This window comes from Bacillus salacetis, from assembly GCF_049177075.1.
In the GTDB taxonomy this organism is placed as follows: domain Bacteria; phylum Bacillota; class Bacilli; order Bacillales; family Bacillaceae_B; genus Rossellomorea; species Rossellomorea salacetis_A.
This window is the reverse complement of sequence record NZ_CP185377.1, coordinates 1,376,373-1,402,903: the sequence shown is the minus strand read 5'-3', so window position 1 is coordinate 1,402,903 and position 26,531 is coordinate 1,376,373. Positions and strand designations below refer to the sequence as shown.

Sequence of the window (26,531 nt, the reverse complement as noted above, 5' to 3'; positions counted from 1 at the left end):
GTATTCTTATATACGATCTATTTCAATCAGAAGATCACCAGGTGCAAGGGCATCCCCGCTCTTTACATGTATTTCTTTAATGGTCCCGGTAAATGGTGCCTGTACAGTAGTTTCCATTTTCATTGCTTCATTGATCAGGAGGTGATCACCCTGACTCACTTTCTCCCCTTTTTCCACAATTACTTTAAGTACCGTTCCAGGCATTGTGGCGCCGATATGGCTTTCATTCTTTGGATTGGCTTTCGGTTTCAAAGCGACCGCTGCCTTGATACTTTCATCCTTAATGACCACTTCACGCGCCTGTCCATTTAGCTCGAAATATACAATCCTTGTACCATCAGCTTGCGGCTGTCCAATGGAAATCAGCTTTACGATCAATGTCTTCCCTTTTTCAATTTCCACTTCTACTTCTTCCCCAAGCCTCATTCCATATAGGAAGGTTGGTGTATCAAGCATTGAAATGTCGCCGAATGTATCCACCATCTGGTTGTATTCCATGAAAACTTTAGGATATAAGGCATAAGCTATGGCATCGAAGCTTGTTACCTGACGGTCAAGATCCTTGAATAATTTCTCTTTAAGCTTGTCAAAATCGACGTCATCAAGAAGTTCACCAGGTCTCACCGTAATTGGTTCTTTCCCTTTGAGAATCACTTTTTGAAGGTTTTCAGGGAATCCGCCATACGGCTGGCCCAAGTAACCCTCAAACAATTCAATTACAGAATCAGGGAAATCAATTTTTTCTCCACGCTCCAATACATCTTTCTCTGTTAAGTCGTTTTGAACCATGAATAACGCCATATCGCCAACAACTTTTGAAGAAGGGGTAACCTTGACGATATCACCGAACAAGTGATTGACCCTGGAATACATCTCCTTAACTTCATCCCAGCGGTCACCAAGACCGACTGCTTTTGCCTGCTGTTGAAGATTGCTGTACTGCCCTCCAGGCATTTCATGCTGATAAACCTCTGTATGAGAAGACATCATTCCACTTTCAAAGTCATGATAGTATTTTCTGACGTCCTCCCAGTAATGTGAAAGCTTTTCAAGTGAATCCATATCCACTTTCGGCTCTCTTTCTGTTCCTTTAACAGCATAATAAAGTGAGTTTGCACTTGGCTGTGATGTCAATCCTGACATCGACCCCAAAGCAGTATCGACAATATCCACTCCAGCTTCGATGGCTTTGGCATACATGAATATGCCATTGCCGCTTGTATCGTGGCTGTGTAGGTGGATAGGAAGATCCACAGTATCTTTCAGCTCAGAAATCAAGCGGTATGCAGCCTGTGGTTTCAACAGTCCTGCCATATCCTTGATAGCCAGGATATGAGCTCCCTGAGCTTCGAGTTCTTTAGCAAGATTCTTGTAGTACTGTACATTGTATTTCTGTCTGGCAGAATCCATGATATCGCCGGTATAGCAAATTGCAGCTTCGGCAATCTTTCCATTTTGCCTTACAGCGTCAATAGCCGTTTCCATTCCCTGCACCCAGTTGAGGCTGTCAAAAATACGGAATACATCAATTCCTGAGAATGATGATTTTTCAACAAACTCGCGAATAACATTGTCAGGATAATTCTTATATCCTACTGCATTGGAAGCCCTTAAGAGCATCTGGAACATTACATTCGGAATCTTCTCACGCAGTGTGATCAGCCTGTCCCAAGGATCTTCTTTCAGGAACCGATAGGCGACATCAAAGGTTGCCCCTCCCCACATCTCAAGGGAGAACAGATCTGGAAGCAAACGGGCTGTCGGGTCTGCTATTGCATTTAAATCATTTGTTCTGACTCTTGTTGCAAGCAGTGATTGATGGGCATCTCTGAAGGTGGTGTCGGTCAAAAGTACATTACTCTGATCTTTCACCCATTTGACCAACCCTTCAGGACCGTGTTCGTCGAGAACTTGCTTTGTCCCATTTTTCATTTCCGGCATCTCTGCTGGTTTAGGAATCCTCGGTTTATCAAACACAGGTTTCTTTTTCTTCTCGATTCCCGGGAAACCGTTGACAGTTACATTCCCGATATAAGATAACATTTTCGTCCCGCGGTCTTTCCTTTTAGGGAATATGAACAACTGCGGCGTTGTATCAATAAAGGATGTATCATACTGGCCGGTCAAGAATTGATCGTGCTTAATGACATTTTCCAGGAATGGAATGTTTGTCTTAATCCCTCTAATACGGAATTCCTGCAGGTTCCTTACCATTTTGGAAGCAGCCTGGTCAAAGGACAGTGCCCAAGTTGATACTTTTACCAGCAAAGAATCATAGAATGGAGTAATGACAGCCCCCTGATATCCGTTGCCGGCATCCAGTCTCACACCAAAACCGCCCCCGGAGCGATAGGCCATAATCTTCCCAGTATCAGGCATAAAGTTATTTAATGGATCTTCCGTTGTCACCCTAGACTGAATTGCGTACCCGTGAATTGAAATGTCTTCTTGGGCAGGGATTCCGACTTTTGCTCCATGCAGTTCATTTCCTTCCGCAATCATGATTTGCGACTGGACGATATCTATCCCTGTGATCATTTCGGTGATGGTATGTTCAACCTGCACCCTTGGATTCACTTCTATAAAGTAAAAGCGGTTATCTGCAACAAGGAATTCAACCGTTCCTGCATTTACATAGTTTACGTTTTTCATCAATTGTACTGCAGCATTGCATATTTCATCACGGAGCTGCTCATCAAGCGATACACACGGTGCAACTTCTACAACTTTCTGATGCCTGCGCTGGACGGAACAATCCCTTTCATAAAGATGAACGATATTTCCCTGCTCGTCCCCCAAGATCTGTACTTCAATATGCTTGGGATTCTCTACAAATTTCTCTACATATACTTCATCATTTCCAAATGCAGCTTTCGCTTCAGATTTAGCCCTTTCATAAGATTCCTTCACCTGATCAGGGCCTCGGACAATCCTCATCCCTCTTCCGCCGCCTCCAAGTGCAGCCTTAATGATGATGGGATAACCGTGGATCTTTCCAAATTGGACCACTTCATCCAAGCCTGATACCGGACCGTCGCTCCCCGGGATGACTGGAATGTCAGCCAGCTGCGCCTGATGTCGTGCTTTTACTTTATCTCCAAACATATCAAGGTGTTCTGAATGAGGACCAATGAAGGTTATACCTTCCTCTTCACATCTTTTGGCAAAATTAATATTTTCAGACAAGAATCCATACCCAGGGTGAATGGCATCCACCTCGGCTTTTTTGGCAATTTGAATGATACCTTCTATATCCAAATAGGCATCGATCGGCTTTTTGTCTTCTCCTACTAAATAGGCCTCGTCCGCTTTATATCGGTGATAGGAACCTGAATCCTCTTTTGAATAAACCGCAACTGTTCTCAAGTTTAATTCTGTACATGCACGAAATACACGAATTGCAATTTCTCCTCGGTTTGCCACTAATACTTTGTTGAATTTTTTCAAGTCTACTCTCTCCTTTAAGCAGTAATCATGTCAGTTATGTATATTGACAGCCGCAGATGCAGAAAAATTAAATAGAAATTTTTAATTTTTCAAACAAGTCTGCTTATATAGAAGGGCTGATTTCTAGAAAGTTTCTTGAATACCAGCCCATGTTCACTTTATTGATGGATATTGTATACGTTTTTAACTTCCCTGCTGGCGACAACAGGTTTTTCCTTTTTCAGCCTGTACTTTTCATCATATTTCACAAACATAGAGACATTGACGAGAACGCCCATTGACAGGGACAGGACAAGCAAGGATGACCCCCCGTAACTGACAAAAGGAAGCGGGACTCCGGTTATCGGAATCACACCCGAAACCCCTCCAAGATTAATGAATGCCTGGAGGCCGATCATACTTGATATACCTATGGCAAGCATGGTGCCAAACGGATCCCTGCTTTTTACACCTGTATAGATTCCTCTTAATACAATATAAGCGAGACCGAGAATGACGAACGCCACCCCAAGCAAACCAAGCTCTTCAACGATGATGGCCATGATAAAGTCTGTATGTGACTCCGGCAGATAACCAAGTTTCTGGATACCCTGCCCAAGGCCCAGTCCTTTAACACCTCCGGCTCCTATAGCCAGATAGGAATTGACAAGCTGATACCCTTCACCCTGTGCATATTGGAAGGGGTCAAGGTATGCATGGATCCTCCCCATTCTCTCTTCCGTGAAGATATAATTTCTTCCCAGATAAACAAATGGTGAAACGACAAGCATGAAAACAGCCCCAACAGCACCCAGCTTAAAAAACATTTTAAAACTTATCCCAGAGCAAAGAATAACAAAACAGCCGATCACGAAGATGATCCCCGCTGTTCCATAGTCGGGTTCGAGGAATACCAGGAAACAGATGAAGCCAAACAGCAGCAAAGGGGGCATAACGCCAACATTCAATTGATCTATGTAATCCTGCTTTTTGGCATAAACAGCCGATAAGTATATGATGACTGACAGCTTTGCAAACTCTGATGGCTGGATCTGCATGAATCCGATATTCAGCCAGCTCTGCGCCCCGTTCACTTCGACCCCAACGAAATGAACAGCCAGCAAGAGACCGATTGTACCCAGCATCAGCACCTTTAATGGAAGCTTAAACCGTGTAAATGCTTTATATGGGAAGACAGCAGCAAATAAAAAAGCCCCGAAACCGACTAAAATATTAAATAATTGTTTTTTATAGAAATGATCACTGCTAGTTTCATAGAATTCCACAGCCGTCACCATACTCGCGCTATATATCATAATCAAACCAAAAAAAACCAAGAATAAATAAACAGCTATTAGTGAGTAATCGTACGATTTTAATATTTTTTTTATGAGCATAATCTCTTCCTATCCCTTTTTTATAGATATTCTATTAAAAACTAAGAAATCCTTCTAAAGTCTTTAAATAGAAACGGCAGTTATGATGTCTAGTAAAAAAACCCAAACAAGCACTTTCTTTTTGTTTGAGTTTTCAAAGATATTTATTTTTTGGTCGAAGCCTCATGCAATGCTGAAAGCTCTCTCTCTAAAGAATCCATAAGGGTCTTACCATCTACTTCATCCACAAGTCCGAGACGGACAGCAAATTCTATCTCACGGGATAATCCGAACATTTGAGTATCCAACACTTCCTCATATAAAGGACATTGGGGCATCGTTAAATTATCCATCTGTACTTTAATAAGCTTTAATATTTTATCTGCGTCAGCCTTCAGCAGCTGATAGGCTTTTTCACGATGGTCGATTTTCATCTCAGACGCCATAATGATCCCCCCATTCCGTACAAATAGCGACTCTCTTATCTTAAAATTTTATCGCTAAACCGAAGAAAATGCAAGGGGAAAAGAAATGTGGAGATGCCCCGTTAATCGCCGTACGGACTGGAAGGCTTCCGCATGAGATAAAGGAATCACGAAGAGCGAAGCGATTCGATGATGACTTATCGCAAGGAGGAAGACTGAAGTACGCTAGGCGATGGGGCATCGGAACTAGACAAAACAAAAGCGGATGCGGCCGTTCAGCGCCGTACGGATTGGAGGGCTCTCGTATGAGATAAAGGAAACACGACGAACGCAGTCAAGCCGGCCCTAAAAAATACTCCATTTATATTCGGCTCCCATCAGCTCCAGGAGCCTTAAACCTGCAATGCTGTTTCCCGTATCATCTAATGAAGGACCAAATATGCCAATCCCGCACTTACGGGGTACCGAGCACATGATACCGCCCGACACACCACTTTTCGCCGGGATTCCGACTTTTATGGCAAACTCACCAGATGAGTTATACATGCCGCATGTTACCATGAACGTTTTACAAATACGGGCGACATCTCTTGTAATTAATTGCTTGCCTGTGACCGGGTCGACTCCATCATTTGCGAAAACTGCGCCGATTTTCGCCAGATCCTGACAGTTCATCTCTATTGCACACTGCTTCGTATAAACATAGATTAAGTGCTCAATATCGCCCTTAATGATACCGTGCTGCTTCATGAAATAACCAAGGGAACGATTCAGAAATGCGGTATTGAACTCAGATTCTGCAACTTCCGTATTATATGTTACATCTCTGTCACCGCTTAATAACCTTACAAATTCCAATAACCTTTCCCATTTTTCTTCATTTGTTGTTCCTTTTATCATGTCGGTGACCGCCAATGCACCCGCATTGATCATGGGATTCAATGGTTTTGATACTCTGCTCGTTTCCAGCTTGACGATCGAATTGAAAGGGTCGCCGGTAGGTTCCATCCCCACCTTTGAAAACACCTCTTCCTCTCCATTGTCCATCAATACCAGCGCTAAGGCTATGACCTTTGATATACTTTGCAATGTGAATTTTTCGAGATAGTCACCTGCATAAAAAAATTCTCCATTCAAAAAGCAAACGGATACCGCCAAGTCACCTTTATTCTCCTTCTTTAAAGCTGGTATATAATCCACAAGCCTCCCTGCGGAAGAGATGGGACGTGCTTCATTGACCATATTTGAAAGTATTTCATTATCTATATACATTCCTGTGCCTCCTTTCCCCTCAATAGTTCTTCCTATATCTTTTCCCAACATAACCAGCCGTTACTCATTGCAGAAAATCAGCAAAGATGTGAAAGCGGTGTATTATCTGATATACTGGAATTATTACATAGATGGAGGGAACTTAAGATGGATGCATCAATTGTACCTTTGACAGGAAAGGTTAAATACCAAATCACATTAGATCCGGGCGTCTGGATTTTTGATGACAGAAAAGTCGACTTAAATACATATTTTCAAAATGAAGAAAAAGCTGTTAATGAATTAGATGAATATACAAAAAATATGTCAAAAAACTGGACGAGAGAAATACAAGAGGGTGCAACCGCGCCTCCAACCCTGAAAACCGAGAAAAAATATCAGAAAGAAAAAGTGCTGAATGGCACTTTCGGTATACCGCTTGCTCCTTTCTTGAAGAATGCCGAGCCAGAGAGCAGTGCAGACACCCTTGTCATTCTCACCGAAGATCAAGATATCAGCCTCCCTTTATCAAAAGGCGATGAAATCCTGCTTGGGTTTTCGAAGGATGGTAAGCCATTGAAAGAAGATGGGCCAGTTCATGTATACTTCAAGGATGGTTCAAATGCAAACGAACCCATCAAAAATGTCAGGTCTATAACAATAAAATAAGCCATAAAAAAACGATTCAGGATGGAACAACTGAATCGTTTTTTTCATATTGTGTTAATGTGTTTTTTAATGGGGTTATAAAATATCGGCTGCCAGCTGGGCCAACCCCGATCTTTCCCCTTTCATGAGTTTGATGTGACCGGCGACCGGATGGTCCTTGAACTTCTCCACTACGTAAGTCAGCCCGTTATTATATTCATCAAGATAAGGGTGGTCGATTTGACCGGGGTCTCCCATGAGGACGATTTTACTCTTTTCCCCTACCCTTGTCAGGATTGTTTTCACTTCATGTTTGGTAAGATTTTGTGCTTCGTCAATAATGATGAACTGTTCAGGTATACTTCTCCCCCTGATATAGGTTAGTGCTTCCACTTCAATGGAACCCATACCGGCCAGTATATCATCCAATTCACCGGGTTTTTTTGTGTTAAACAAATATTCAAGATTATCGAAAATCGGCTGCATCCAAGGTCTCAGCTTCTCCTGCTTTTCACCTGGAAGAAACCCGATATCTTTTCCCACCGGTACAATCGGCCTTGCTACTAACAGCTTTTTATACGCCTGAAGATCTTCTGTCTGAAGCAGACCTGCCGCCAGCGCAAGCAGCGTCTTGCCTGTCCCTGCCTTTCCTATCATGGTGATCAGTGGGATATCCTCCCTAAGCAGCAATTCCATCGCCATAGTCTGCTGGACATTCCTTGGTTTGATTCCCCAGATATGATCCTGATCGTATATGAACTTCCTAACATATTTTCCTGTTATATCTACGATCCCCACTGCTGATGCTGAGCTTCCCATTGAATCTTTCATCAGCAGGAACTGATTTGAGTAGAATGGATGCTGAGTAATATCAGCTAACGGGATTTCGCCTTTTTCATAAAATTTATCAAGCAGCTCCTTAGGAATATACATTTCAATGAAGCCGCTATAGATGTCACTCACATCCACTACCCTGTCACTCAGAAAATCTTCTGCCTGCAGCCCCAGTGCATCAGCTTTTACACGGACCAGTGTATCCTTGCTTACCAATATAACCTGCCGGCCTTCTTCTTTTGTTTCCTCTTCCAGAGAAAGGTTTTTTGCGACCGCCAGTATCCGGTTATCGTTTGTCTTTTCCACAAAGATTTCCTGAAGCTGATGAAAAGACCTGTGATTCAATTCTATCCGCAATGACCCGCCGTTGTATAGCGGAATACTTTCATGGAGCTTTCCTTGCTGCCTTAAGCTATCAATTAGTTTCGATACATGCCTTGCATTGCGCCCAATTTCATCCATGTAGCGTTTTTTGCTGTCAACTTCTTCTAATACAACTGCGGGAATCACCACTTCATTATCTTGAAAGGAAAAAATTGCTTGCGGGTCTTGCAACAAGACATTGGTATCTAGTACGTAAATTTTTTTCAAATCGATGCCTCCTGCTCCTCTATTCTTATACTATTGTATGTAGACCCTCTTCATCCGGTTATTACTTAAGAGTCCACTTAAATAGGACGGCCCGTTGCTAAAATATATGAACCAAGGAATAAATATAGAAGAAGATTACACAATAAGAAATACAGATATAATAATTTCGGAGGTTGCATAATGAAAAAACTGCTTACTATGTTCTTATTGGGTGCCTTTTTAACCGGCTGTAATCAGCAATATAACCAAACAGCATATGATAATCGGCAATCTGGAGATAACCCCAGGCCCATTAACGTTGAAAACAGCAATATTCAACAGCAGCATAATGAGACAAGCCAGGAAGTGTCAAGAAACCTTGTCCGTATTGCCACAGCCGTCCCTGATGTCGAGGATGCCACTGCTGTCGTTTTAGGAAGATACGCATTTGTCGGCATAGATGTTGATTCAAATGTAGAAAGGTCCGAGGTGGGAACCATAAAATATTCTGTGGCAGAAGCTCTCAAAGACGATCCCAACGGGGCCAATGCAATGATTATTGCAGACCCGGACCTCTATGCACGCCTACAAGAAGTCGGCAAAGACATTGAAAACGGGAGACCGGTACAAGGAATTTTGAACGAACTGTCGGATATTGCTGGACGTCTCATGCCTGAACTGCCTAAGAATACACAGCAATTGAATCCTGATGAAGCCCCTGATGAATCCAGGAACAAGGCAGATCAACAGCAAGAAAAGCAATTGGAAAAAGAACAGGATGACCAGTCAAATAACTATAAAGACCGGAATACCAACAAAAATAATAATCAATAAAAACAGAAAAGAAGCCATGGATAAGCTTTTGAACTAAGCTTTCTTCATGGCTTCTATTACTTGCCGGTCCAGACGATCGGCAGCTTCTCTATCGTATGTCTTTTCGTATTGGGGTTCAACGGAGATCTTTGCACCATAAAACATGACGTCCCTGACTTCATTTATCGTTATTGAAACAAGGGACAGGTTAATAGGAACCTCATTCAACTTTTCAGACTTCAGCTCTGCCCTTCCACAAATCGAATAGGAGGATTCATTTGCAATAATGTTCAACACAACAAGTGGATTCGCAGCAATGTTCTTGATAATCCGGGAACGGCTGTCAACGGTAAAGAGAATGCTCTCTTCACTTTCAGCAAAGACCCAGGAAATGGCGCTGACGTTGGGGCCGCCCGTTTTGTAATCAACAGTAGACACTGTTATAAACCTTTCTTGCTGAAGTTCTTCAAATAAAACAGGAATCAATTTCGATTCAATTCGATTCTCCAATGAAATCCCTCCTTTTATTACTAATATTATACATCAGCAAAGAGTAGAATAGAAAAAAATTCATGATTGAACCACTCCATGATATACTAAATACAAAATACATACGCATCGAGACATGGAGGTGTCTAATATGAGGGTAAAATGCACTCTATGTGATGTGATTGAGTCAATTGATGATGAATCGTTAACAGCGAAACGCTTAAGAAACAGACCGATCCATACGTACATGTGTGAAAAATGCCAAGACAGAATTACCAGAAGAACAAAAGAACGCGCAGACACTGGAAATTTCCGTCTATATCGTTCAGCAAAATCTAAAAATGACTTCTGATACTTTAATTAAAGGAAGTCTTTTAGGTATCCTTTCCGGAATATTCATCGGAGCAATTTTAAAAATGGTCGAAAGTCTCACGAACCAAAAAGTGTATACACTTTTGCTTAATATTGACTTCGTTCCTCTGCTTGGTACCATCGAGTGGCCGGAAGCTATAGAGTTTTTCTTCCACTTGGTTGTTTCCTGGTTGTTGGGACTGACCTTTTATTACCTTTCCTGCAGGTGGGGAAGCGGGTTTAAACAGAGATGGTTTTTAGCGGCAAGCCTGACAATCCCCGCACTTTTTATGTATTTCCCCTTATCGGTTCTTGCTATCAAGGAGGTTCCGGAAGTAAATAACTGGGAAGCTTTTCTTTATTGGATCATAGCACACTTTCTTTTCATGCTGTCGATGGTCCTGCTGTATCCTTTCTTAAAAGGTGAGAAACTTAATTAATCCCAAATAAAAAAAGCAGAGGTAAAAAACCTCTGCTTTTTTTTATAAGCTTGCCTCTTCGTTTTTATGCCTGCGCAGCCTGACTTTATAGATAATTAATATCAACGCTGCGACAACGAGCCCTTCCGCTACTGGCAGGAAGATCCCTAAAAACGTCAACACTGTTGAACCAGCCGCAAGGAAAAAGTAAATGACGGCTGACTTCAATAGCGGCAATTTTTTTGCAAACCCCAATTTATACACCAAAACCGATAATGCGATGATGGTAATGTATAAAAGCCACATACCGAGTGTAGGATTTTGTTCCACTCCGTATAAGGATGCGAAAAAGGACAAACGTTCAGTTACCATTTTCTGATCACTCCCAATTTATTACTGGTTAGTTTCAGCTACTTTTTTCTTTTTGGTAACTCTTTCACGCTCATTTTTATCAAGAATCTTTTTACGAAGACGGATGGATTCAGGAGTTACTTCACAGTACTCATCATCATTCAGATATTCCAATGATTCTTCAAGAGTCATGATACGCGCTTTCTTAATCGTTACCGTCTGATCTTTATTGGCAGATCGTACGTTAGTCGCTTGCTTTGTTTTTGTAATATTCACCGTAATGTCATTCTCACGAGTATGTTCTCCTACGATCATACCTGCGTAAATTTCTGTTCCCGGCTCCACAAAAATTGTTCCGCGGTCTTCCACACCCATGATTCCATACTGAGAAGATTTACCTGTTTCCATGGAAACGATAACACCTTGTCTGCGGCCGCCGACTTGACCTTTTTGCATAGGCTGGTAGCTGTCGAACGTATGATTGATGATTCCATAACCGCGAGTCAAAGTCATGAACTCAGTTGAGTATCCGATCAATCCACGCGCAGGCACCATAAAGATCAACCTAACTTGACCGCTGCCATTGTTGATCATATCAAGCATTTCACCTTTACGTGTTCCCATTGATTCAATGATGCTTCCCGTATATTCTTCGGGCACATCGATTTGAACGCGTTCTACTGGTTCACACTTCACTCCATCAATTTCACGGACGATAACTTCCGGTTTTGAAACTTGAAGCTCAAATCCTTCACGGCGCATGTTTTCAATTAAAATAGAGAGGTGAAGCTCACCACGGCCTGAAACTGTCCAAGCATCGGGAGAATCAGTGTTTTCAACACGCAGACTCACATCTGTTTGCAGCTGTGCCAATAGTCTTTCTTCGATTTTTCTGGAAGTGACATACTTACCTTCACGCCCTGCAAAAGGACTGTTGTTTACAAGGAATGTCATTTGCAGTGTAGGCTCGTCGATTCGAAGCACAGGAAGTTGATCCTGGTGATCGATTGGGCATACTGTTTCACCGACATTGATATCTTCCATACCTGATACCGCGATTAAATCCCCTGCATGTGCTTCTTGGATTTCAACGCGCTTCAAGCCCATAAAGCCGAAAATTTTCGTTACACGGAAGTTCTTCACACTTCCATCTATTTTCATCAATGCTACTTGCTGTCCGACTTTCATCGTCCCTCTGAAGACGCGCCCAATACCGATACGGCCAACATAGTCATTATAATCCAGAAGCGCTACCTGGAATTGAAGCGGCTCTTCACGATTGTCGATTGGAGCAGGAATGTGCTCAATAATGGACTCATACAGGCATTGCATGTTTTCATCCTGGTTTGCCGGATCCGGGTCTGTGCTGGCAGTACCATTGATTGCCGAAGCATAAACAACCGGGAACTCCAACTGATCTTCATTCGCATCAAGTTCAATGAAAAGTTCAAGGACTTCATCAATTACTTCTTCCGGTCTAGCGGAATCTTTGTCAATTTTATTAACGACAACGATTGGTGTTAAGTTTTGCTCGAGTGCTTTCTTTAGCACGAATCGTGTCTGAGGCATACAGCCTTCATAGGCATCGACAACAAGCAATACACCGTCTACCATTTTCATGATACGCTCTACTTCACCGCCGAAGTCAGCATGGCCAGGTGTGTCGAGAATGTTAATTCGTGTATCTTTGTATTGGATCGCTGTATTTTTCGCCAGGATCGTGATTCCTCTTTCTCTTTCCAGATCATTGGAATCCATTGCACGTTCTTCAACATGCTCATTAGTACGGAAAATACCTGATTGCTTTAACAACTCGTCGACTAAAGTAGTTTTACCATGGTCAACGTGGGCGATAATCGCAATATTTCTTAAGTCATTTCTTTTATTCAATGTATTCACTCCTGATTGTGGTCTTCTTTATTTATGATAACAGACATTATGAACTGTCTTCATGTATTCCTTCAAATAATTCAGCCATAAGCGGCCTTTTTCTTGCAACTAAGACATTATATCACAGCAAACAAAAAAGCAGAAACTTATTCTTGTAAATATTATTACAGCAGGTATAATTCAATGGCAATTATCAGATAAAACATAGGCCATTACTGAATTTCGTATAAATTTCTTCAATAAATTACCACAAAGAAAGCATAGCTGCTAGTGCTTCCAGAGAATAATGCTTGTTATACCCTCTTTTCATTGATAAGATTTTAAATAAGGATCTCTGGGATTATCATTAAAGGAGTAATGACAAGTGAAAAACATAAAATGGATTTTTGTGATGTATGCCGTCCTGGCAGCTGTTTGTATAATGGGGATTGGAATTGCGATAAGTGAAAAAAGTATAATACTTGCTGTACTTGCCGTTGCCGCATGGGTATTGGTAATGGGGTATGGATTCAAAACCAAGAAAAAGTACCGTGAAGAAGGTAAATTGTAGAACGGATATCCAAAAGAGCTGACCAGACTTCTGGTCAGCTCTTCTGTTTCTATTTAAAAGATACATCTTTTAAATACGTCTTCGAAATATTTTCATGAAGTCCCGGCTTGCAGGAAAAGACCGAGCTCTTTTGCAGCATGTTCAACTCTTTGCCGTCAAGGCTGGTCACAACTCCGCCCACTTCTTCTATAAGGATTTTTCCTGCAGCAAAATCCCAAGGAGCAAGCCTCATGGTCATGTAACCATCAATCCTGCCAGAAGCAACGTATGCCATTTCCATTGCTGCAGAACCATAGGACCTTGTCCCTCTTACGTCCCTGACCAGGGGACCAAGGACTTCCCTGTCTATCCGGTTGTTATCGGTTACCCAAAGGGCGTTCACTCCTATGATGGAATCCCTAACATCCACTTCTTGAAGAGGCTGAAGTTTTAAATCATCCATATAAGCCCCATGACCTTTGTGCGCGTGATAAAGCTCGTCATGGACTACATCATATATGTATCCAAGCACACCTTCCCCATCATGGTAAATTCCGATTGAAATAGCAAAGTTCCTTTGCTGATGAACGAAATTCATGGTTCCATCAATCGGGTCGATAATCCAGATTGTTCCTTTCATATCCTTTAAGTCATCGCCAAATCCTTCTTCACCAAGTATATGATGATCCGGGTATGTATCTCTGATCCTTTCAATAAAGAACTGTTCTGTTTCCTGATCCACATTGGTTACAAGGTCATTACGATTCGACTTTGTCTGTATATTCAGCTGCGTTTTAAATGACTGCCTGATTCTTTCACCGGCTTCCTTAATCCAGTGCTTAACATATGTATCGACTTCCTGCCAGTTAGACATTAAAAGTCCCCCATTCTAAATTTGATGCAAGTATTATTTTCATAATTAAAGAAAATCAGCCGGGTTTCGCTGATCAGAAACAATAAGAAAGAGTGTCTTATGTATTATTTACAATTCACGCCTTTAGATGTACTGACTTTTATATAGCTTAAAATATATTTATGTACCCTTCAAGTTTTGTGCATTACGCCACAAAAATACGAACTCTTCAAAGTTTCTTATCAGAGTCCGTTTAAAGCATATTCACTTATTCCTGGTTTACAATGCTTTCAACTTAATTAGTTCTTCCCTGATTTTCATCAGCTTTTCTTTAGTCTTTACCTGGATTGCAGTGTTCTTGTCTTCCATTGCTTCAAACAATACGGCCAGCTCATAATCCATTTCCAGTTTCAGCACCGCCATTCGCTGCTGCTGGACGTTCTTCTTTCGTGTTGAGCTCATTACTTGTTTCATGGACAGTACACCCCTTCCGGATATTATTATTCTCAATTTTCTGAATTTATCTAGTACATTCTATGTGAAGTATAAGAAACAGGTAACTAAAATGTGCAAACACCTATTTCCGGTTCAACATTTTTTCTTCCTATAAAGCTATGTGGTAAAATAAGGCCACCAGCATAAGGAGGAGCAAAATGAATTTTAATGGTTTTACAGAAGATGACTTTAATGTTTTCAGCATCGACGGTCTTGAGGATCGTATGGAAGCTCTTATAGAAACTGTCAGGCCCAAGCTGGATGCACTAGGTACTCATTTCTCCCCAACTCTCAGCACAATGACCGGTGATGAAATGTTTCCCCATGTTGCAAAACATGCACGGCGTTCAGTCAATCCCCCGGATGACACTTGGGTCGCTTTTGCAAATAACAAACGAGGATATAAAAAGCACCCTCATTTTCAAATCGGCCTTTGGGAGACACACGTATTTGTATGGTTCGCCATGATTTATGAAGCTCCTGCCAAAGAGGAATACGGTAAAAAACTCGAACAGAATATTGATCGTATCACAGACATCATTCCAAGGAACTTCGTTTGGTCAGGCGATCATACTAAACCTGAAGTTCAGCCATTCTCAGAGATGGATAAGGAAGAATTAACTTCATTATTCAAAAGGCTGCAAACCGTCAAGAAAGCTGAAATACTATGTGGAATCCAGATTCCAAGAGAGAAGGCCGTCAAGCTTTCAGGGGATGAAACAATTGAAATAATCAGTGATGCGTTTGTAAAATTATTACCCCTTTACAATCTGCGGTAAACATAGGCTGTGTGCTCAAAAAAAAGAGGAGAGGCCATTTCTGTAATAGGCTTCTCCTCTTTCTTCATCTAGTTCATTTTAATGATTTCTCTGTCAGATTCCTTCAATTTCTTTACTGCCCTGTATGAAGAATATCCGCTTGATTCCTCAAATTCATTACAGATTCTTTTTTCATCCGCTTTACCAGGAACAATTTCCTTAAAACGCCTGTAGGCAGACATGAGTTTTTCCCGCTCAATTCCTTTTTCATAAGCCTTTTCTACACTTTGAAAAAACGCTACAACGTCTATTACTTCATCCGTTGACCAGTCCAAAGAAAAAGGGTATTGGTATTCCATTTGGTTCACCTTGCTTTCTGTTCCTTGTTTTCAAAGCTATTCTTTGTTTAAGACTTTAATATAATTTGTTGCTAATTGAATAAAGTTAGTTGATTTCCGCTCCAGGTGTGCGACTCCAATCAACCTTGTCGTAACAGATTCCAAAAAATACATTAGAAGCAACAACCTTTAACAATACAGCTATGTTTAATTACCGCAGACGAGGACGTGTAATTACCAGCTCAGTAGAGCTAATTTCTCCACTTCCCGCCTGCATCTTCAGCTTGCTTCACTATTCGATCAATCAATTCCTTTACGGAAGGGATATCATGGATCAATCCCATTACCTGGCCTGCCCAACCGAATCCTTCATCAGCTTTGCCTTCATAAACAAATTTCTTATTAGCTTCGCCGCTGATAAAGGTTTTTAATCCTTCATAGCCTGCATCTTGTTTTTCCAAATCAAGAATATGATCGGTCCACTTGTTTGAAATTGCGCGTGCCGGAGCTCCCAAAGATCTTTTGATGACCACTGTATCACTTTCTGTCCCGCTAATCAACGCCTGTTTATACTCTTCAGATGCATGGACACATTCCTCTGTTGCAATGAACCTGGTCCCCATCTCGATACCTTCTGCTCCCAGACATAATGCAGCTGCCAGACCTCTGCCATCTCCTATTCCTCCTGAAGCAATGACGGGTATGGAGACGGCGTCTGCAACCTGGGGAATCAGGACAAAGGTTCCTATATCCTCTTTCCCAAGGTGTCCTCCGCCTTCTGCCCCTACTACCATGACGGCATCCGCCCCAAGCTCTTCCGCTTTGACTGCCTGCCTCTTTGCAGCGACTAGTACGAGTTTCTTGATTGACGTCCCTTCCAGCATATCAAACATCGGGGCAGGATTTCCTCCAGTCATGGAGACAACCGGCACCTCTTCGTCAATAGCCGCCTGTAAAAACTCTTTAAAAGGGCGGCCATGCTGGCCGATAGCGAAGTTTACCCCAAATGGTTTATCCGTAAGTTGACGCACTCTATGTATTTCTTCTTTCAACTTTTCTGGAGACTCAAGGGACATTGCTGTTATCTGCCCGAGTCCGCCTGCATTGCTCACAGCTGCTGCAAGTTCTGCATACGCAAGATACGCAAGTCCTCCTTGAATAATAGGATATTGAATCCCAAGCAGCTTTGTAACTCTGGTATTCCAATTCATGATTCATCACCCTTTCAAACAACTTATTCGCTCCCCACTCCTTGAAATCCTGTCAATTTCGACAAAATGTAATAAGTGCGGGCGTATAACACTATGCAAAGAAAAACGTAAGTGCTATAATTCTTTATCGATAAGAATTAAGCACGTTTTTAACCGCATTCTTCTCAAAAAAACCTAATGACTAATTCCTTTGTTTTAAGGGAAAAGCTTAGATATAAAAGACTTTAAAGAGGTGTCGAATGAATTGTCACAATACAAAACTCCTTTATTCACCGGTTTAGTAGAACACAGTAAAAAAAATCCAGTGCAGTTCCACATCCCTGGGCATAAAAAAGGTACCGGCATGGACCCGGAATTCAGAAACTTTATCGGAGATAATGCTTTCTCAATTGATTTAATCAACATTGGGCCATTGGATGACCTTCATCAGCCCAAAGGGATGATTAAAGAAGCTCAGCAGCTTGCAGCAGAAGCCTTTGGTGCAGATTATACTTTCTTCTCTGTTCAGGGTACGAGCGGTGCCATTATGACGATGGTGATGTCTGTTTGCGGGCCCGGTGAAAAAATCATCGTTCCGCGAAACGTTCATAAATCTGTTATGAGTGCGATCGTTTTCTCAGGTGCCACTCCTATTTTCATACACCCTGAAGTTGATGAAGACTTGGGGATATCTCACGGCATTACGACTGATTCGGTGGCAAAGGCTCTTGAACAGCACCCTGATGCAAAAGGGGTACTGGTTATTAATCCAACCTATTTTGGGATTTCTGCTGATTTGAAAAAAATCGTGGAGATTGCCCATTCCTATGATGTGCCTGTACTGGTTGATGAAGCGCATGGAGTGCATATTCATTTCCATGAAGACCTCCCTATTTCTGCCATGCAGGCAGGAGCCGACATGGCTGCGACAAGTGTCCACAAACTGGGTGGGTCCATGACACAAAGCTCTGTATTGAACATCAAAACAGGCCTTGTTTCTCCTAAGCGTGTACAGACGATTATGAGTATGCTCACAACCACTTCCACATCCTATCTTCTACTTGCTTCATTGGATGCAGCAAGAAAGAGACTGGCAACAGAGGGCAGGGAGCTGATCGAAAAAACAATCAGGCTGTCCGAAACTATAAGAGAAAAAGTAAATGGTATTGAAAATCTTTATTGTGTTGGAAGAGAAATATTAGGTACTAAGGCAACATTCGATTTTGACCCAACAAAATTGATCATTTCCGTAAAAAAACTGGGCATCAGTGGTTTTGACGCAGAGAAATGGTTAAGGGAAGTTTATAACATCGAAGTAGAAATGTCTGACTTATATAACATCCTTTGTATCATTACACCAGGAGACACGATGGCTGAAGGAGAAAAATTGGTTGAGGCTCTAATAGAGCTCTCGAAACAATTTTCCAACAAAGAAGGTTTGGTTGAAACCGTTGAAGTACTTCTCCCTGATATTCCTGTCCTATCAATGACACCAAGAGATGCTTTCTATGCTGATACGGAAGTCATTCCTATAGACCAATCAGTAGGGCGGATCATAGCCGAGTTCATTATGGTTTATCCACCAGGTATCCCAATTTTCATCCCTGGTGAAATCATTACTGCGGAAAACATAACATATATCCAAAAGAATATGGAAGCTGGCTTGCCTGTTCAGGGGCCTGAAGACTTTGATCTCAGTCACCTTCGTGTCATCAAAGAACACAAAGCGATTAGATAAGAGGCCAGAAGTCAGGACTCTAAAAACAGTGCACGACTCTTAAAAGGAGTTGTGCCTGTTCTATTTTTGAAAAAGTAGAAAGGCATAACAAAAGCCCCGGCATGGCTGCCGGGGCTTTTGCTTCTATATCAACCTTTTAATCATCTAGTTCAGTATCTTTTTTACAATCACATTCGCTGGAGAATAAAACCGATACCTTTTCATCTTCAAAGTGATCAATAGTGTTTAAGCATGATTGACAAACAATTGTACCCATCTTAAAACTCCTTTCATTTTTCAAGTTTGATTTTGAAAGCGCTTTAACTTTCTTTAAATATATAATAATATAACACAATTAAAATATCAAGCATTAATTGTATGTCATATTTAATTTTAATTGTGATGTTATATTGACTATTGATTATATTATGTATCTAATTAATCTAAGCATATGAAGATTAATACCTTTTTATATCTTGTTCCTGATATAAAAAAACTGCCAACGGTATTCCGTATGGCAGTTTTCTTCATTATTCCGGCGTTTTAATCAAGTCAGGATCAAGAATTTCATATCCCTTTTCCCGCAGGCCTTTCACTATGTCTGCCAGGGCTTGATTTGTCCATTCCCGGTCGTGCATCAATAAGTTTGCTCCAGGTTTCAATAAAGAGTATGGTACATCAACCTCTGGACCTTCTCCTGTAATCATTGCGGTTTTCAGCTTCTCTGCGTCCATATATGGTTTGAAATAATCATAACCGTACGTCCAATTCATTAAGGTCATGCCTTCTTCTTTAACCAATCCCTTTACATAATCAGTATTTGCACCATGCGGCGCGCGGAAGAATTTAGGCTTTTCACCTGTTATCTCTTCAATTAAGTCGTTCAGTTTCAAAATTTCCTCTTTTTGCTTATCCTCGGAAACATCATCCAATTTTTGATGGTTAAAAGTATGATTACCAATAGGAAAACCCATGTCATGAATCTGTTTTAAGACCTCTTTTTCCTCATCAGTATTCAGGAAATGCCCATTCACAAAAAATATAGCGTGAGCATCAAGATCTTTTAACGTATTCGCCATTTCAAGAGCAAATTTATCAGGCGCATCATCAATTGTCAGAAGAACGACTTCTTCATTTGCATCTTCTATTGGCTGAACAGACCAATCTGCTTCATTGATCATATATTGAGGTCCCTGTGTTTCTTCTTCCTGAACGACTTCCTCGGCTTCGGTTCCAGAACTTTCAGATTCATTACCCTTTACATTCTCTGAACCTTGTTCGTTATCCTCTTTGTCTTCTGCTGCTTCATTTTGGTCTTCAGTTACAGAAGCTTCGTTGGCTGCATCTTCCTGACCTGCAGTATTTCCAGCTGTTTCTGCAGGTTGTTCATTTGAACAGCCTGCTATCAGCAAGAACAAGAAACTGCAGTAAATCAACTTTTTCATGTTTTTCCCCTTCCTCTAGCTGAATGTCTTTTCCAATTATACCATTATTCTTTCAATTATATGGATACAACGACCTGTTCAAAAAAAACTTTCAAAGTGTAATAAGTGCTGAGGCTTATAACAGTAACAATTAAAGTCACCTTGGACGAATGAAGAATTTTTTTTGCTGCGATGAATCCAAAATATATAAATATGATGAACATGATCCACTTATATTCTATATGATCTTTGCTGGATAACCACTGTGCAATCGAAAAGGCACTCCAAATAATGAGCTGCACTAAAAATGCAATGTAATTTTTCATCATCTCACCCGGTTAAAAGATTTATATCATTATATTCTCTCTGTCACCCTTTTTAAAACTCCATTCTGCCATCTCTTTTCATTTGTGTAACAATTTAATGAATTCGCACAATATCCTTTTTGCATATGTTAGAATAATTTCAATCGACTAATTAGTAATTATTTTACATTTTTTTGATAAATATGACTCAGGGATCAATAAAGCGGTTACTATCCAGATTACAATATTGAAAAGAGGCTATTAGATGAAGTATTCTTTTCTGATTATTCTTATGCTTGGGAACATCACCTTCCTTTCATCCTGCAGCTTGCAAAATGATCGGACTGCAGCCGGACTCAATATTGAAAAAGCGATCTTATTCTACTCAGATGAAAATAACATTCAGGAAGAGGATTCTTATTACGAGGCATTAATTGAATTAAAACGATTATACCCATCTCAATTCGAGAATTATAAAATCATTGCCAAGAAAGAGGAATTGGATTCCACTTTTATTTCTCTAAATGATACCTATCCCGCACTGCTGGTAATCGAAGATAACAAGATAGTCTGCAAGATAATTGGAAAAGCGGAAAAGGAAGATATCATGCAGCCAGTCAGCAATGCCATGGATCAATGGAACTGAACCCTCACTTGAAAGGGTTCAGTAAAGAAGTGTTACATAGAATAATCCCTAATAAAAAAACCTCTTGGGAGACCAAGAGGTTTTTTGTATTCATTATTTAATAATGTGAATCGGGCTGCCCATAGCAACTTCCGCAGCTTCCATGGAAATTTCTCCAAGTGTTGGATGCGCGTGAATTGTCATAGCAACATCTTCTGCAGTCATTCCAGACTCAATTGCCAAACCAAGTTCAGCAATCATGTCAGATGCTCCAGCACCAACGATTTGAGCACCGATGATTAAACCATCAGCTTTACGTGTGATAAGCTTCAGGAATCCATCAGTTGCATTCAAAGCAAGTGCACGGCCGTTAGCCGCAAACGGGAATTTAGCAGCAGTGATTTCAAGTCCTTCTTCTTTAGCCTGTGCTTCAGTGTAACCCACAGTAGCTAACTCAGGATCTGTGAAACATACAGCCGGAATACCCATATAATCGATTTCAGCCGGTTCGCCGGAGATTGCTTCTGCAGCAATTTTGCCTTCGTAAGAAGCTTTATGAGCAAGCGGCGGTCCATCAACGATATCACCGATGGCATAGATATTTGAGATGTTTGTACGGCACTGTTTGTCAATTTTGACAAGACCGCGGTCAGTCATTTCGATACCGGCTTCTTCAAGACCGATTTCATCAGTATTCGGACGGCGTCCAACAGTAACAAGAACATATTCAGCATCTACAGTTTTTTCTTCACCGTTTGCTTCATACTTAACTGTTACTCCGCTGTCAGTCTCATCCACACCTTTTGCCATTGCTTTCGTAACAATGTCTACGCCTTTGCTCTTAAGGCCTTTTTTAACAACCTGAGTCATTTGCTTTTCGAAACCGCTGAGGATATCGTCAGCACCCTCCAGGATTGTTACTTTGGTACCAAGATTTGCATAGGCTGTTCCAAGTTCTGTACCAATGTATCCTCCACCGATAACCACCATGCTCTCTGGAATATCAGAAAGGCTTAGTGCACCAGTTGAATCCAATACACGTTTTGAGAATTTGAAGCTAGGGATCTCAATTGGACGTGAACCTGTTGCAAGGATCAGGTTTTTGAATTTGTATGTTTGTGCTGAACTTTCATCCATTACACGTAAAGTATTTGCATCTACAAGGTAAGCTTCACCGCGGACGATTTCAGCTTTGTTTCCTTTAAGAAGCCCTTCAACACCGCCAGTAAGCTTCTTGACAACTCCGGCTTTCCACTCCTGGACTTTATCGAAGTTTACTTTAACGTTTTCTGCAACAATCCCCATATCATCGGAATGCTGAGCCTGATGAAAACGGTGGCCGGCAGTGATTAATGCTTTTGAAGGAATACATCCAACATTCAAACATACGCCGCCAAGATTTTCTTTTTCAATGATTGTTACTTTTTGACCCAGCTGTGCTGCACGGATTGCTGCAACGTATCCTCCTGGACCTGAACCGACTACTATAGTATCTGTTTCAATTGGGAAATCTCCTACTACCATCGCATTACGCCTCCATTAATAATAGTTCTGGATCGTTCAACAAACGCTTAATATGGTTAAGTGCATGTTGAGCAGTAGCTCCGTCGATCATACGGTGATCGAAGCTCAATGATAATGCTAACACAGGTGCGGCTACAATTTCACCATTTTTAACCACAGGTTTTTCTGCAATGCGTCCAACACCAAGGATTGCTACCTCAGGATGGTTGATTACAGGTGTGAACCATTGTCCGCCTGCAGAACCAATATTAGTGATTGTGCATGAAGCACCTTTCATTTCATCACCGGAAAGCTTGCCGTCACGAGCTTTCCCTGCAAGTTCATTGATCTCATTAGATATTGAGAACATAGATTTACGATCTGCATTTTTCACAACAGGAACAAGCAGGCCTTTATCTGTGTCAGCAGCAATACCGATATTGTAGTAATGCTTGTGGACAATCTCGCTGGTGCTGTCATCCAGAGAAGTGTTAAGTGCAGGGTATTCTCTTAGGGCACTTGTCAATGCTTTTACCACATAAGGAAGGAATGTAAGCTTGACTCCTTTTTCTGCTGCCACTTCTTTGAATTTCTTGCGGTGAGCCCAAAGCTTAGTAACATCCACTTCGTCCATCAGGGTAACGTGAGGTGCCGTATGCTTGGAGTTAACCATTGCTTTGGCAATCGCTTTACGGATTCCGCTCATTGGTTCACGAGTTTCAGGGTATTCACCTTCTGGAACCTTTTGTGCAGCTGCTGCTTTAGGTGCTGCTTCTTCTTTTGCGGCTGGAGCAGTATCTTGCTGCTCTGCAGGTGCAGTCTTAGCACCGCCCTCAAGGAACGATTGAATGTCTTCTTTCGTGATTCGTCCGTTTTTGCCGGAGCCGGAAACCTTGCGGATATCGACGCCTTTTTCCCTTGCAAATTTACGCACTGAAGGCATCGCAATAACACGGCGGTTAGGGTCGGCATCTTCAGCTTCCTGTTCGCCGGCGCTAGTTGTTTGGTTATCCGTATTTGCTTGAGAAGGATCTTTGTCAACTGCTTGGCCTTGTTCCGCCACTCCCTGAACTTGTCCTTCTGTCACTTCGTTCGCTTTAGGTTCTTCCTTCTTCTCATCACCGTGTTCGCCTTTGAATTGAAGGTCTTCATAACCAGGTGCATCAAATTTGATAAGCACATCACCTACAACTGCTACAGTACCTTCTTCGACAAGAAGTTCTTCTACTGTTCCGGCAACCGGGGAAGGGATTTCCACAACTGCTTTATCATTTTGCACTTCACACAATACATCGTCTTCTTCTACTTTATCTCCGGGTTTGATGAACCACTTTACAATTTCACCTTCATGAATACCTTCACCAATATCCGGTAACCTGAATTCGAATGACATAGGTTCTACCTCCTGTTATTGTTTTGCTTAATGTTTTTGACAGGATTGGAAAAGAGAAGGGGGATTTCCCCTTCTGCTTTAGACAGCCTGTTTTATCTTAGAAGTTAAGTACTTTCTTTGCTGTTTCAATAACATCTTTGAAGTTAGGAAGCCATACCGGCTCTGCTTGAGAGAATGGGTAAACAGTATCTGGCGCAGCTACACGCAGTACTGGTGCTTCCAGGCTAAGGATTGCACGGTCATTGATTTCAGCTACAACATTTGCAGCAATACCAGCTTGCTTTTGAGCTTCTTGAACAACAATTGCACGGTTAGTTTTTTCAACTGAAGCAATGATTGTTTCCACATCAAGAGGGCTGACTGTTCTAAGGTCAACAACCTCAACAGAATAACCTTCTTTTTCAAGTTCCTCAGCAGCTTTAAGTGATTCATGCACCATTGCACCGTAAGTGATGATGGATAAATCTGTTCCTTCACGTTTCACGTCCGCTTTACCGATTTCAATTGTATATTCCTCTTCAGGAACCTCTTCACGGAAAGAACGGTACAGTTTCATATGCTCAAGGAAAATGACAGGGTCATTATCTCTGATTGCAGAAATCAAAAGACCTTTAGCATCATATGGAGTCGAAGGAATCACGACTTTAAGACCAGGCTGCTGCGCGACAAGACCTTCGAGGCTGTCCGCGTGAAGCTCAGGTGTATGTACTCCCCCTCCAAATGGTGAACGGATTGTCACAGGTGCATTATAAGTACCGCCAGAACGGTAACGCATACGAGCCAGCTGACCGCTGACTGAATCCATTACTTCATATACGAAACCAAAGAATTGGATTTCAGGTACAGGTCGGAAACCTTCCAATGCAAGACCAACTGTCAATCCGCCGATCCCTGATTCCGCGAGCGGCGTGTCAAATACACGGTCCTCGCCGAATTCTTTTTGAAGACCTTCAGTTGCACGGAATACACCGCCGTTCAAACCTACGTCTTCACCGAAAACAAGCACATTTTCATCATTACGCAGTTCAGTGCGCATTGCATCAGTGATAGCTTGAATCATTGTCATTTGCGCCATGGCTTATTTCGACTCCTTCTCTTTGTAAATTTCTAATTGCTCTTCAAGATTTTGCGGAAGATTCTCATACATGATGTTGATGAAGTCCGTCACTTTCTGTTTAGGAGTTCCATCAGCTTTCTTGATTGCTTCTTTGATATCTTCCTTCGCTTGTTCAATCACTTCGTTCTCTTTATCTTCATTCCAAAGGCCTTTGCCTTCAAGGAATTTACGGAAGCGAACCAAAGGATCTTTTCTTTCCCACTCTGTATCCATTTCGGAAGAGCGGTAACGAGTAGGGTCATCCCCTGCCATTGTATGTGGACCGTAACGGTAGCAGTAAGTTTCAATCAATGTAGGTCCTTCACCGTTTACAGCGCGTTCACGTGCTTCACGTGTAACAGCATAAACAGCTAATGGATCCATACCATCTACAAGGACACCAGGAATACCTGCAGCAACTGCTTTTTGGGCAATCGTCTTACCTGCTGTCTGCTTGTCACGCGGTGTAGAAATTGCGAACTGGTTGTTTTGCACTACAAAAATGGCAGGTGCACTGAATGCTCCGGCAAAGTTGATTCCTTCATAGAAGTCACCTTGAGAAGATCCGCCATCACCTGTATAAGTGACTGCAACCGATTGTTTTCCGCGCTTCTTCAGACCAAGTGCAACACCTGCTGTCTGGATGTACTGGGCACCGATGATGATTTGAGGTGACAATACGTTAACTCCTTCAGGAGGCTGGTTTCCTTTGAAATGTCCGCGGGAGAATAGGAAAGCCTGGTACAACGGAAGACCATGCCATACGATCTGAGGTACATCACGGTAACCCGGAAGGATCCAGTCATCTTTCTCCAAAGCGTAATGTGAAGCAATTTGTGATGCTTCCTGTCCTGCTGTAGGAGCATAGAATCCCAGTCTGCCCTGACGGTTAAGTGAGATTGATCTTTGATCAAGAATACGAGTGTATACCATACGGCGCATAAGCTCTTGCAGCTGCTCGTCGTTTAGATCAGGCATTGCGTCCTGATTTACCACTTCGCCTTCTTCGTTTAAAATTTGAACCATTTCGAATTGCGCTTCAATATTTTCAAGCGCTTTTTTCGCATCGAATTGTGCCTTCTTAGATTTAGAAGCCATCGAAGTCACCTCTTCCTTTCTTTTTCCACTTATTTTAGAGTTTTTTTACATACAGTGATTAGGGTGTCCAGAATAGTCTCTGAAAACCGCAAATTTGGCAAATACACGTCATTAAACATATGTTTCCACAATTCACCTAAAAGAAAACTCTTTAAACAGTATTTTTAAAAATTAAACTGTACTAGTCAATTCCAACAAAAAACTAATACAATATGTAATCACGTTTTATAGTTTACACCACAGTTTTTACAGAAGTCAACGAGAAATACTTACAGATACAACGAATGAATTGGTTAGGAAAAATTCAATTTTAAGATGAAATCGAAATCTGTATTAATCAAATCATCTAAACTGTATTATAAAA

26 protein-coding genes are annotated in these 26,531 nt (G+C 41.5%); 8 read left to right on the top strand and 18 right to left on the bottom strand.

Going from position 1 to position 26,531, the window contains the following annotated elements:
- Positions 1-6: 6 nt before the first annotated feature.
- The 4 genes from pyc to glsA form a co-directional block, all read right to left on the bottom strand.
- Positions 7-3,447: a pyruvate carboxylase gene (gene pyc, locus ACOJQI_RS07100; RefSeq protein WP_421384396.1), complete on the bottom strand. Its 3,441-nt coding sequence runs from the start codon at positions 3,445-3,447 to the stop codon at positions 7-9.
- A gap of 158 nt (positions 3,448-3,605) precedes the next feature.
- On the bottom strand, positions 3,606-4,823 hold the full coding sequence (locus tag ACOJQI_RS07095; RefSeq protein ID WP_421384395.1) for an FtsW/RodA/SpoVE family cell cycle protein: 1,218 nt from the start codon (positions 4,821-4,823) through the stop codon (positions 3,606-3,608).
- Between the two features lie 143 nt (positions 4,824-4,966).
- Complete coding sequence (locus ACOJQI_RS07090; protein ID WP_421384393.1) at positions 4,967-5,248, bottom strand: YlaN family protein; 282 nt, start codon at positions 5,246-5,248, stop codon at positions 4,967-4,969.
- A gap of 324 nt (positions 5,249-5,572) precedes the next feature.
- On the bottom strand, positions 5,573-6,499 hold the full coding sequence (gene glsA, locus ACOJQI_RS07085) for a glutaminase A (protein WP_421384391.1): 927 nt from the start codon (positions 6,497-6,499) through the stop codon (positions 5,573-5,575).
- 147 nt (positions 6,500-6,646) lie between these two features.
- On the opposite strand from glsA, the gene ACOJQI_RS07080 reads away from it, so the two are divergent.
- Positions 6,647-7,147, top strand: coding sequence for a peptidyl-prolyl cis-trans isomerase (locus ACOJQI_RS07080; RefSeq protein ID WP_421384390.1), 501 nt, complete (start codon positions 6,647-6,649; stop codon positions 7,145-7,147).
- A gap of 75 nt (positions 7,148-7,222) precedes the next feature.
- Here the strand turns inward: ACOJQI_RS07080 and ACOJQI_RS07075 are convergent, their stop codons facing one another.
- Complete coding sequence (locus tag ACOJQI_RS07075) at positions 7,223-8,551, bottom strand: PhoH family protein (RefSeq protein ID WP_421384388.1); 1,329 nt, start codon at positions 8,549-8,551, stop codon at positions 7,223-7,225.
- Between the two features lie 180 nt (positions 8,552-8,731).
- Between ACOJQI_RS07075 and ACOJQI_RS07070 the strand changes: the two genes are divergently transcribed.
- Positions 8,732-9,364, top strand: a complete 633-nt coding sequence (locus tag ACOJQI_RS07070; protein ID WP_421384387.1) for a YhcN/YlaJ family sporulation lipoprotein — start codon at positions 8,732-8,734, stop codon at positions 9,362-9,364.
- A 33-nt stretch (positions 9,365-9,397) separates the two neighbouring features.
- Here the strand turns inward: ACOJQI_RS07070 and ACOJQI_RS07065 are convergent, their stop codons facing one another.
- On the bottom strand, positions 9,398-9,853 hold the full coding sequence (locus tag ACOJQI_RS07065) for a pyridoxamine 5'-phosphate oxidase family protein (RefSeq protein WP_421384385.1): 456 nt from the start codon (positions 9,851-9,853) through the stop codon (positions 9,398-9,400).
- A gap of 130 nt (positions 9,854-9,983) precedes the next feature.
- Here ACOJQI_RS07065 and ACOJQI_RS07060 point away from each other — a divergent pair, with 130 nt between their 5' ends.
- Together ACOJQI_RS07060 and ACOJQI_RS07055 are read left to right on the top strand one after the other, a co-directional pair.
- Positions 9,984-10,184: a YlaI family protein gene (locus tag ACOJQI_RS07060; protein WP_421384383.1), complete on the top strand. Its 201-nt coding sequence runs from the start codon at positions 9,984-9,986 to the stop codon at positions 10,182-10,184.
- Positions 10,185-10,248: 64 nt separating this feature from the next.
- Positions 10,249-10,623 (top strand): hypothetical protein, encoded by a 375-nt coding sequence (locus ACOJQI_RS07055; RefSeq protein ID WP_421384382.1) that lies wholly within the window; start codon positions 10,249-10,251, stop codon positions 10,621-10,623.
- A 42-nt stretch (positions 10,624-10,665) separates the two neighbouring features.
- On the opposite strand, the gene ACOJQI_RS07050 is transcribed toward ACOJQI_RS07055, so the two are convergent.
- Together ACOJQI_RS07050 and typA are read right to left on the bottom strand one after the other, a co-directional pair.
- Entirely contained in the window at positions 10,666-10,974 is a 309-nt protein-coding gene (locus ACOJQI_RS07050) for a YlaH-like family protein (RefSeq protein WP_421384380.1), read from the bottom strand.
- A 21-nt stretch (positions 10,975-10,995) separates the two neighbouring features.
- Positions 10,996-12,843: a translational GTPase TypA gene (gene typA, locus ACOJQI_RS07045; protein WP_421384378.1), complete on the bottom strand. Its 1,848-nt coding sequence runs from the start codon at positions 12,841-12,843 to the stop codon at positions 10,996-10,998.
- A 364-nt stretch (positions 12,844-13,207) separates the two neighbouring features.
- Between typA and ACOJQI_RS07040 the strand changes: the two genes are divergently transcribed.
- Positions 13,208-13,393, top strand: coding sequence for a YlaF family protein (locus ACOJQI_RS07040; protein WP_421384377.1), 186 nt, complete (start codon positions 13,208-13,210; stop codon positions 13,391-13,393).
- Between the two features lie 49 nt (positions 13,394-13,442).
- Here the strand turns inward: ACOJQI_RS07040 and ACOJQI_RS07035 are convergent, their stop codons facing one another.
- Together ACOJQI_RS07035 and ACOJQI_RS07030 are read right to left on the bottom strand one after the other, a co-directional pair.
- Positions 13,443-14,246, bottom strand: a complete 804-nt coding sequence (locus ACOJQI_RS07035) for an inositol monophosphatase family protein (RefSeq protein ID WP_421384376.1) — start codon at positions 14,244-14,246, stop codon at positions 13,443-13,445.
- 258 nt (positions 14,247-14,504) lie between these two features.
- Complete coding sequence (locus ACOJQI_RS07030) at positions 14,505-14,699, bottom strand: hypothetical protein (RefSeq protein ID WP_421384374.1); 195 nt, start codon at positions 14,697-14,699, stop codon at positions 14,505-14,507.
- 179 nt (positions 14,700-14,878) lie between these two features.
- On the opposite strand from ACOJQI_RS07030, the gene ACOJQI_RS07025 reads away from it, so the two are divergent.
- Positions 14,879-15,499 (top strand): YktB family protein, encoded by a 621-nt coding sequence (locus ACOJQI_RS07025; protein ID WP_421384373.1) that lies wholly within the window; start codon positions 14,879-14,881, stop codon positions 15,497-15,499.
- 68 nt (positions 15,500-15,567) lie between these two features.
- On the opposite strand, the gene ACOJQI_RS07020 is transcribed toward ACOJQI_RS07025, so the two are convergent.
- Entirely contained in the window at positions 15,568-15,837 is a 270-nt protein-coding gene (locus ACOJQI_RS07020) for a UPF0223 family protein (protein WP_421384372.1), read from the bottom strand.
- Positions 15,838-16,067: 230 nt separating this feature from the next.
- Entirely contained in the window at positions 16,068-17,027 is a 960-nt protein-coding gene (locus ACOJQI_RS07015) for an NAD(P)H-dependent flavin oxidoreductase (protein ID WP_421384370.1), read from the bottom strand.
- A gap of 244 nt (positions 17,028-17,271) precedes the next feature.
- On the opposite strand from ACOJQI_RS07015, the gene ACOJQI_RS07010 reads away from it, so the two are divergent.
- Positions 17,272-18,744, top strand: coding sequence for an aminotransferase class I/II-fold pyridoxal phosphate-dependent enzyme (locus tag ACOJQI_RS07010; RefSeq protein WP_421384368.1), 1,473 nt, complete (start codon positions 17,272-17,274; stop codon positions 18,742-18,744).
- Between the two features lie 136 nt (positions 18,745-18,880).
- Here ACOJQI_RS07010 and ACOJQI_RS07005 read toward each other — a convergent pair whose 3' ends face one another.
- Both ACOJQI_RS07005 and ACOJQI_RS07000 read right to left on the bottom strand, forming a co-directional pair.
- Positions 18,881-19,000 (bottom strand): GapA-binding peptide SR1P, encoded by a 120-nt coding sequence (locus tag ACOJQI_RS07005; RefSeq protein ID WP_421384366.1) that lies wholly within the window; start codon positions 18,998-19,000, stop codon positions 18,881-18,883.
- Positions 19,001-19,253: 253 nt separating this feature from the next.
- Complete coding sequence (locus ACOJQI_RS07000) at positions 19,254-20,168, bottom strand: polysaccharide deacetylase family protein (RefSeq protein ID WP_421384365.1); 915 nt, start codon at positions 20,166-20,168, stop codon at positions 19,254-19,256.
- A 549-nt stretch (positions 20,169-20,717) separates the two neighbouring features.
- Between ACOJQI_RS07000 and ACOJQI_RS06995 the strand changes: the two genes are divergently transcribed.
- Positions 20,718-21,098 (top strand): hypothetical protein, encoded by a 381-nt coding sequence (locus ACOJQI_RS06995; protein WP_421384363.1) that lies wholly within the window; start codon positions 20,718-20,720, stop codon positions 21,096-21,098.
- A 93-nt stretch (positions 21,099-21,191) separates the two neighbouring features.
- On the opposite strand, the gene lpdA is transcribed toward ACOJQI_RS06995, so the two are convergent.
- From lpdA to pdhA, 4 genes are all read right to left on the bottom strand, one after another.
- On the bottom strand, positions 21,192-22,601 hold the full coding sequence (gene lpdA, locus ACOJQI_RS06990; RefSeq protein ID WP_421384362.1) for a dihydrolipoyl dehydrogenase: 1,410 nt from the start codon (positions 22,599-22,601) through the stop codon (positions 21,192-21,194).
- 4 nt (positions 22,602-22,605) lie between these two features.
- Positions 22,606-23,973 (bottom strand): dihydrolipoamide acetyltransferase family protein, encoded by a 1,368-nt coding sequence (locus ACOJQI_RS06985; protein ID WP_421384361.1) that lies wholly within the window; start codon positions 23,971-23,973, stop codon positions 22,606-22,608.
- Positions 23,974-24,070: 97 nt separating this feature from the next.
- Positions 24,071-25,048 (bottom strand): alpha-ketoacid dehydrogenase subunit beta, encoded by a 978-nt coding sequence (locus ACOJQI_RS06980; protein WP_421384359.1) that lies wholly within the window; start codon positions 25,046-25,048, stop codon positions 24,071-24,073.
- A 3-nt stretch (positions 25,049-25,051) separates the two neighbouring features.
- The gene (pdhA, locus tag ACOJQI_RS06975; RefSeq protein WP_421384358.1) at positions 25,052-26,167 is read right to left on the bottom strand and encodes a pyruvate dehydrogenase (acetyl-transferring) E1 component subunit alpha; all 1,116 of its coding nucleotides are present in this window, start codon (positions 26,165-26,167) and stop codon (positions 25,052-25,054) included.
- Between the last annotated feature and the right edge of the window lie 364 nt (positions 26,168-26,531).

Excerpts from the sequence above, each read along its gene's own strand:
- ACOJQI_RS07095 (WP_421384395.1), bottom strand. The coding sequence starts at position 4,823 with ATGCTCATAAAAAAAATATTAAAATCGTACGATTACTCACTAATAGCT.
- ACOJQI_RS07090 (WP_421384393.1), bottom strand. The coding sequence starts at position 5,248 with ATGGCGTCTGAGATGAAAATCGACCATCGTGAAAAAGCCTATCAGCTG.
- glsA (WP_421384391.1), bottom strand. The coding sequence starts at position 6,499 with ATGTATATAGATAATGAAATACTTTCAAATATGGTCAATGAAGCACGT.
- ACOJQI_RS07080 (WP_421384390.1), top strand. The coding sequence starts at position 6,647 with ATGGATGCATCAATTGTACCTTTGACAGGAAAGGTTAAATACCAAATC.
- ACOJQI_RS07070 (WP_421384387.1), top strand. The coding sequence starts at position 8,732 with ATGAAAAAACTGCTTACTATGTTCTTATTGGGTGCCTTTTTAACCGGC.
- ACOJQI_RS07060 (WP_421384383.1), top strand. The coding sequence starts at position 9,984 with ATGAGGGTAAAATGCACTCTATGTGATGTGATTGAGTCAATTGATGAT.
- ACOJQI_RS07055 (WP_421384382.1), top strand. The coding sequence starts at position 10,249 with ATGGTCGAAAGTCTCACGAACCAAAAAGTGTATACACTTTTGCTTAAT.
- ACOJQI_RS07050 (WP_421384380.1), bottom strand. The coding sequence starts at position 10,974 with ATGGTAACTGAACGTTTGTCCTTTTTCGCATCCTTATACGGAGTGGAA.
- ACOJQI_RS07035 (WP_421384376.1), bottom strand. The coding sequence starts at position 14,246 with ATGTCTAACTGGCAGGAAGTCGATACATATGTTAAGCACTGGATTAAG.
- ACOJQI_RS07030 (WP_421384374.1), bottom strand. The coding sequence starts at position 14,699 with ATGAAACAAGTAATGAGCTCAACACGAAAGAAGAACGTCCAGCAGCAG.
- ACOJQI_RS07025 (WP_421384373.1), top strand. The coding sequence starts at position 14,879 with ATGAATTTTAATGGTTTTACAGAAGATGACTTTAATGTTTTCAGCATC.
- ACOJQI_RS07020 (WP_421384372.1), bottom strand. The coding sequence starts at position 15,837 with ATGGAATACCAATACCCTTTTTCTTTGGACTGGTCAACGGATGAAGTA.
- ACOJQI_RS07015 (WP_421384370.1), bottom strand. The coding sequence starts at position 17,027 with ATGAATTGGAATACCAGAGTTACAAAGCTGCTTGGGATTCAATATCCT.
- ACOJQI_RS07005 (WP_421384366.1), bottom strand. The coding sequence starts at position 19,000 with ATGGGTACAATTGTTTGTCAATCATGCTTAAACACTATTGATCACTTT.
- ACOJQI_RS07000 (WP_421384365.1), bottom strand. The coding sequence starts at position 20,168 with ATGAAAAAGTTGATTTACTGCAGTTTCTTGTTCTTGCTGATAGCAGGC.
- ACOJQI_RS06995 (WP_421384363.1), top strand. The coding sequence starts at position 20,718 with ATGAAGTATTCTTTTCTGATTATTCTTATGCTTGGGAACATCACCTTC.
- lpdA (WP_421384362.1), bottom strand. The coding sequence starts at position 22,601 with ATGGTAGTAGGAGATTTCCCAATTGAAACAGATACTATAGTAGTCGGT.
- ACOJQI_RS06985 (WP_421384361.1), bottom strand. The coding sequence starts at position 23,973 with ATGTCATTCGAATTCAGGTTACCGGATATTGGTGAAGGTATTCATGAA.
- ACOJQI_RS06980 (WP_421384359.1), bottom strand. The coding sequence starts at position 25,048 with ATGGCGCAAATGACAATGATTCAAGCTATCACTGATGCAATGCGCACT.
- pdhA (WP_421384358.1), bottom strand. The coding sequence starts at position 26,167 with ATGGCTTCTAAATCTAAGAAGGCACAATTCGATGCGAAAAAAGCGCTT.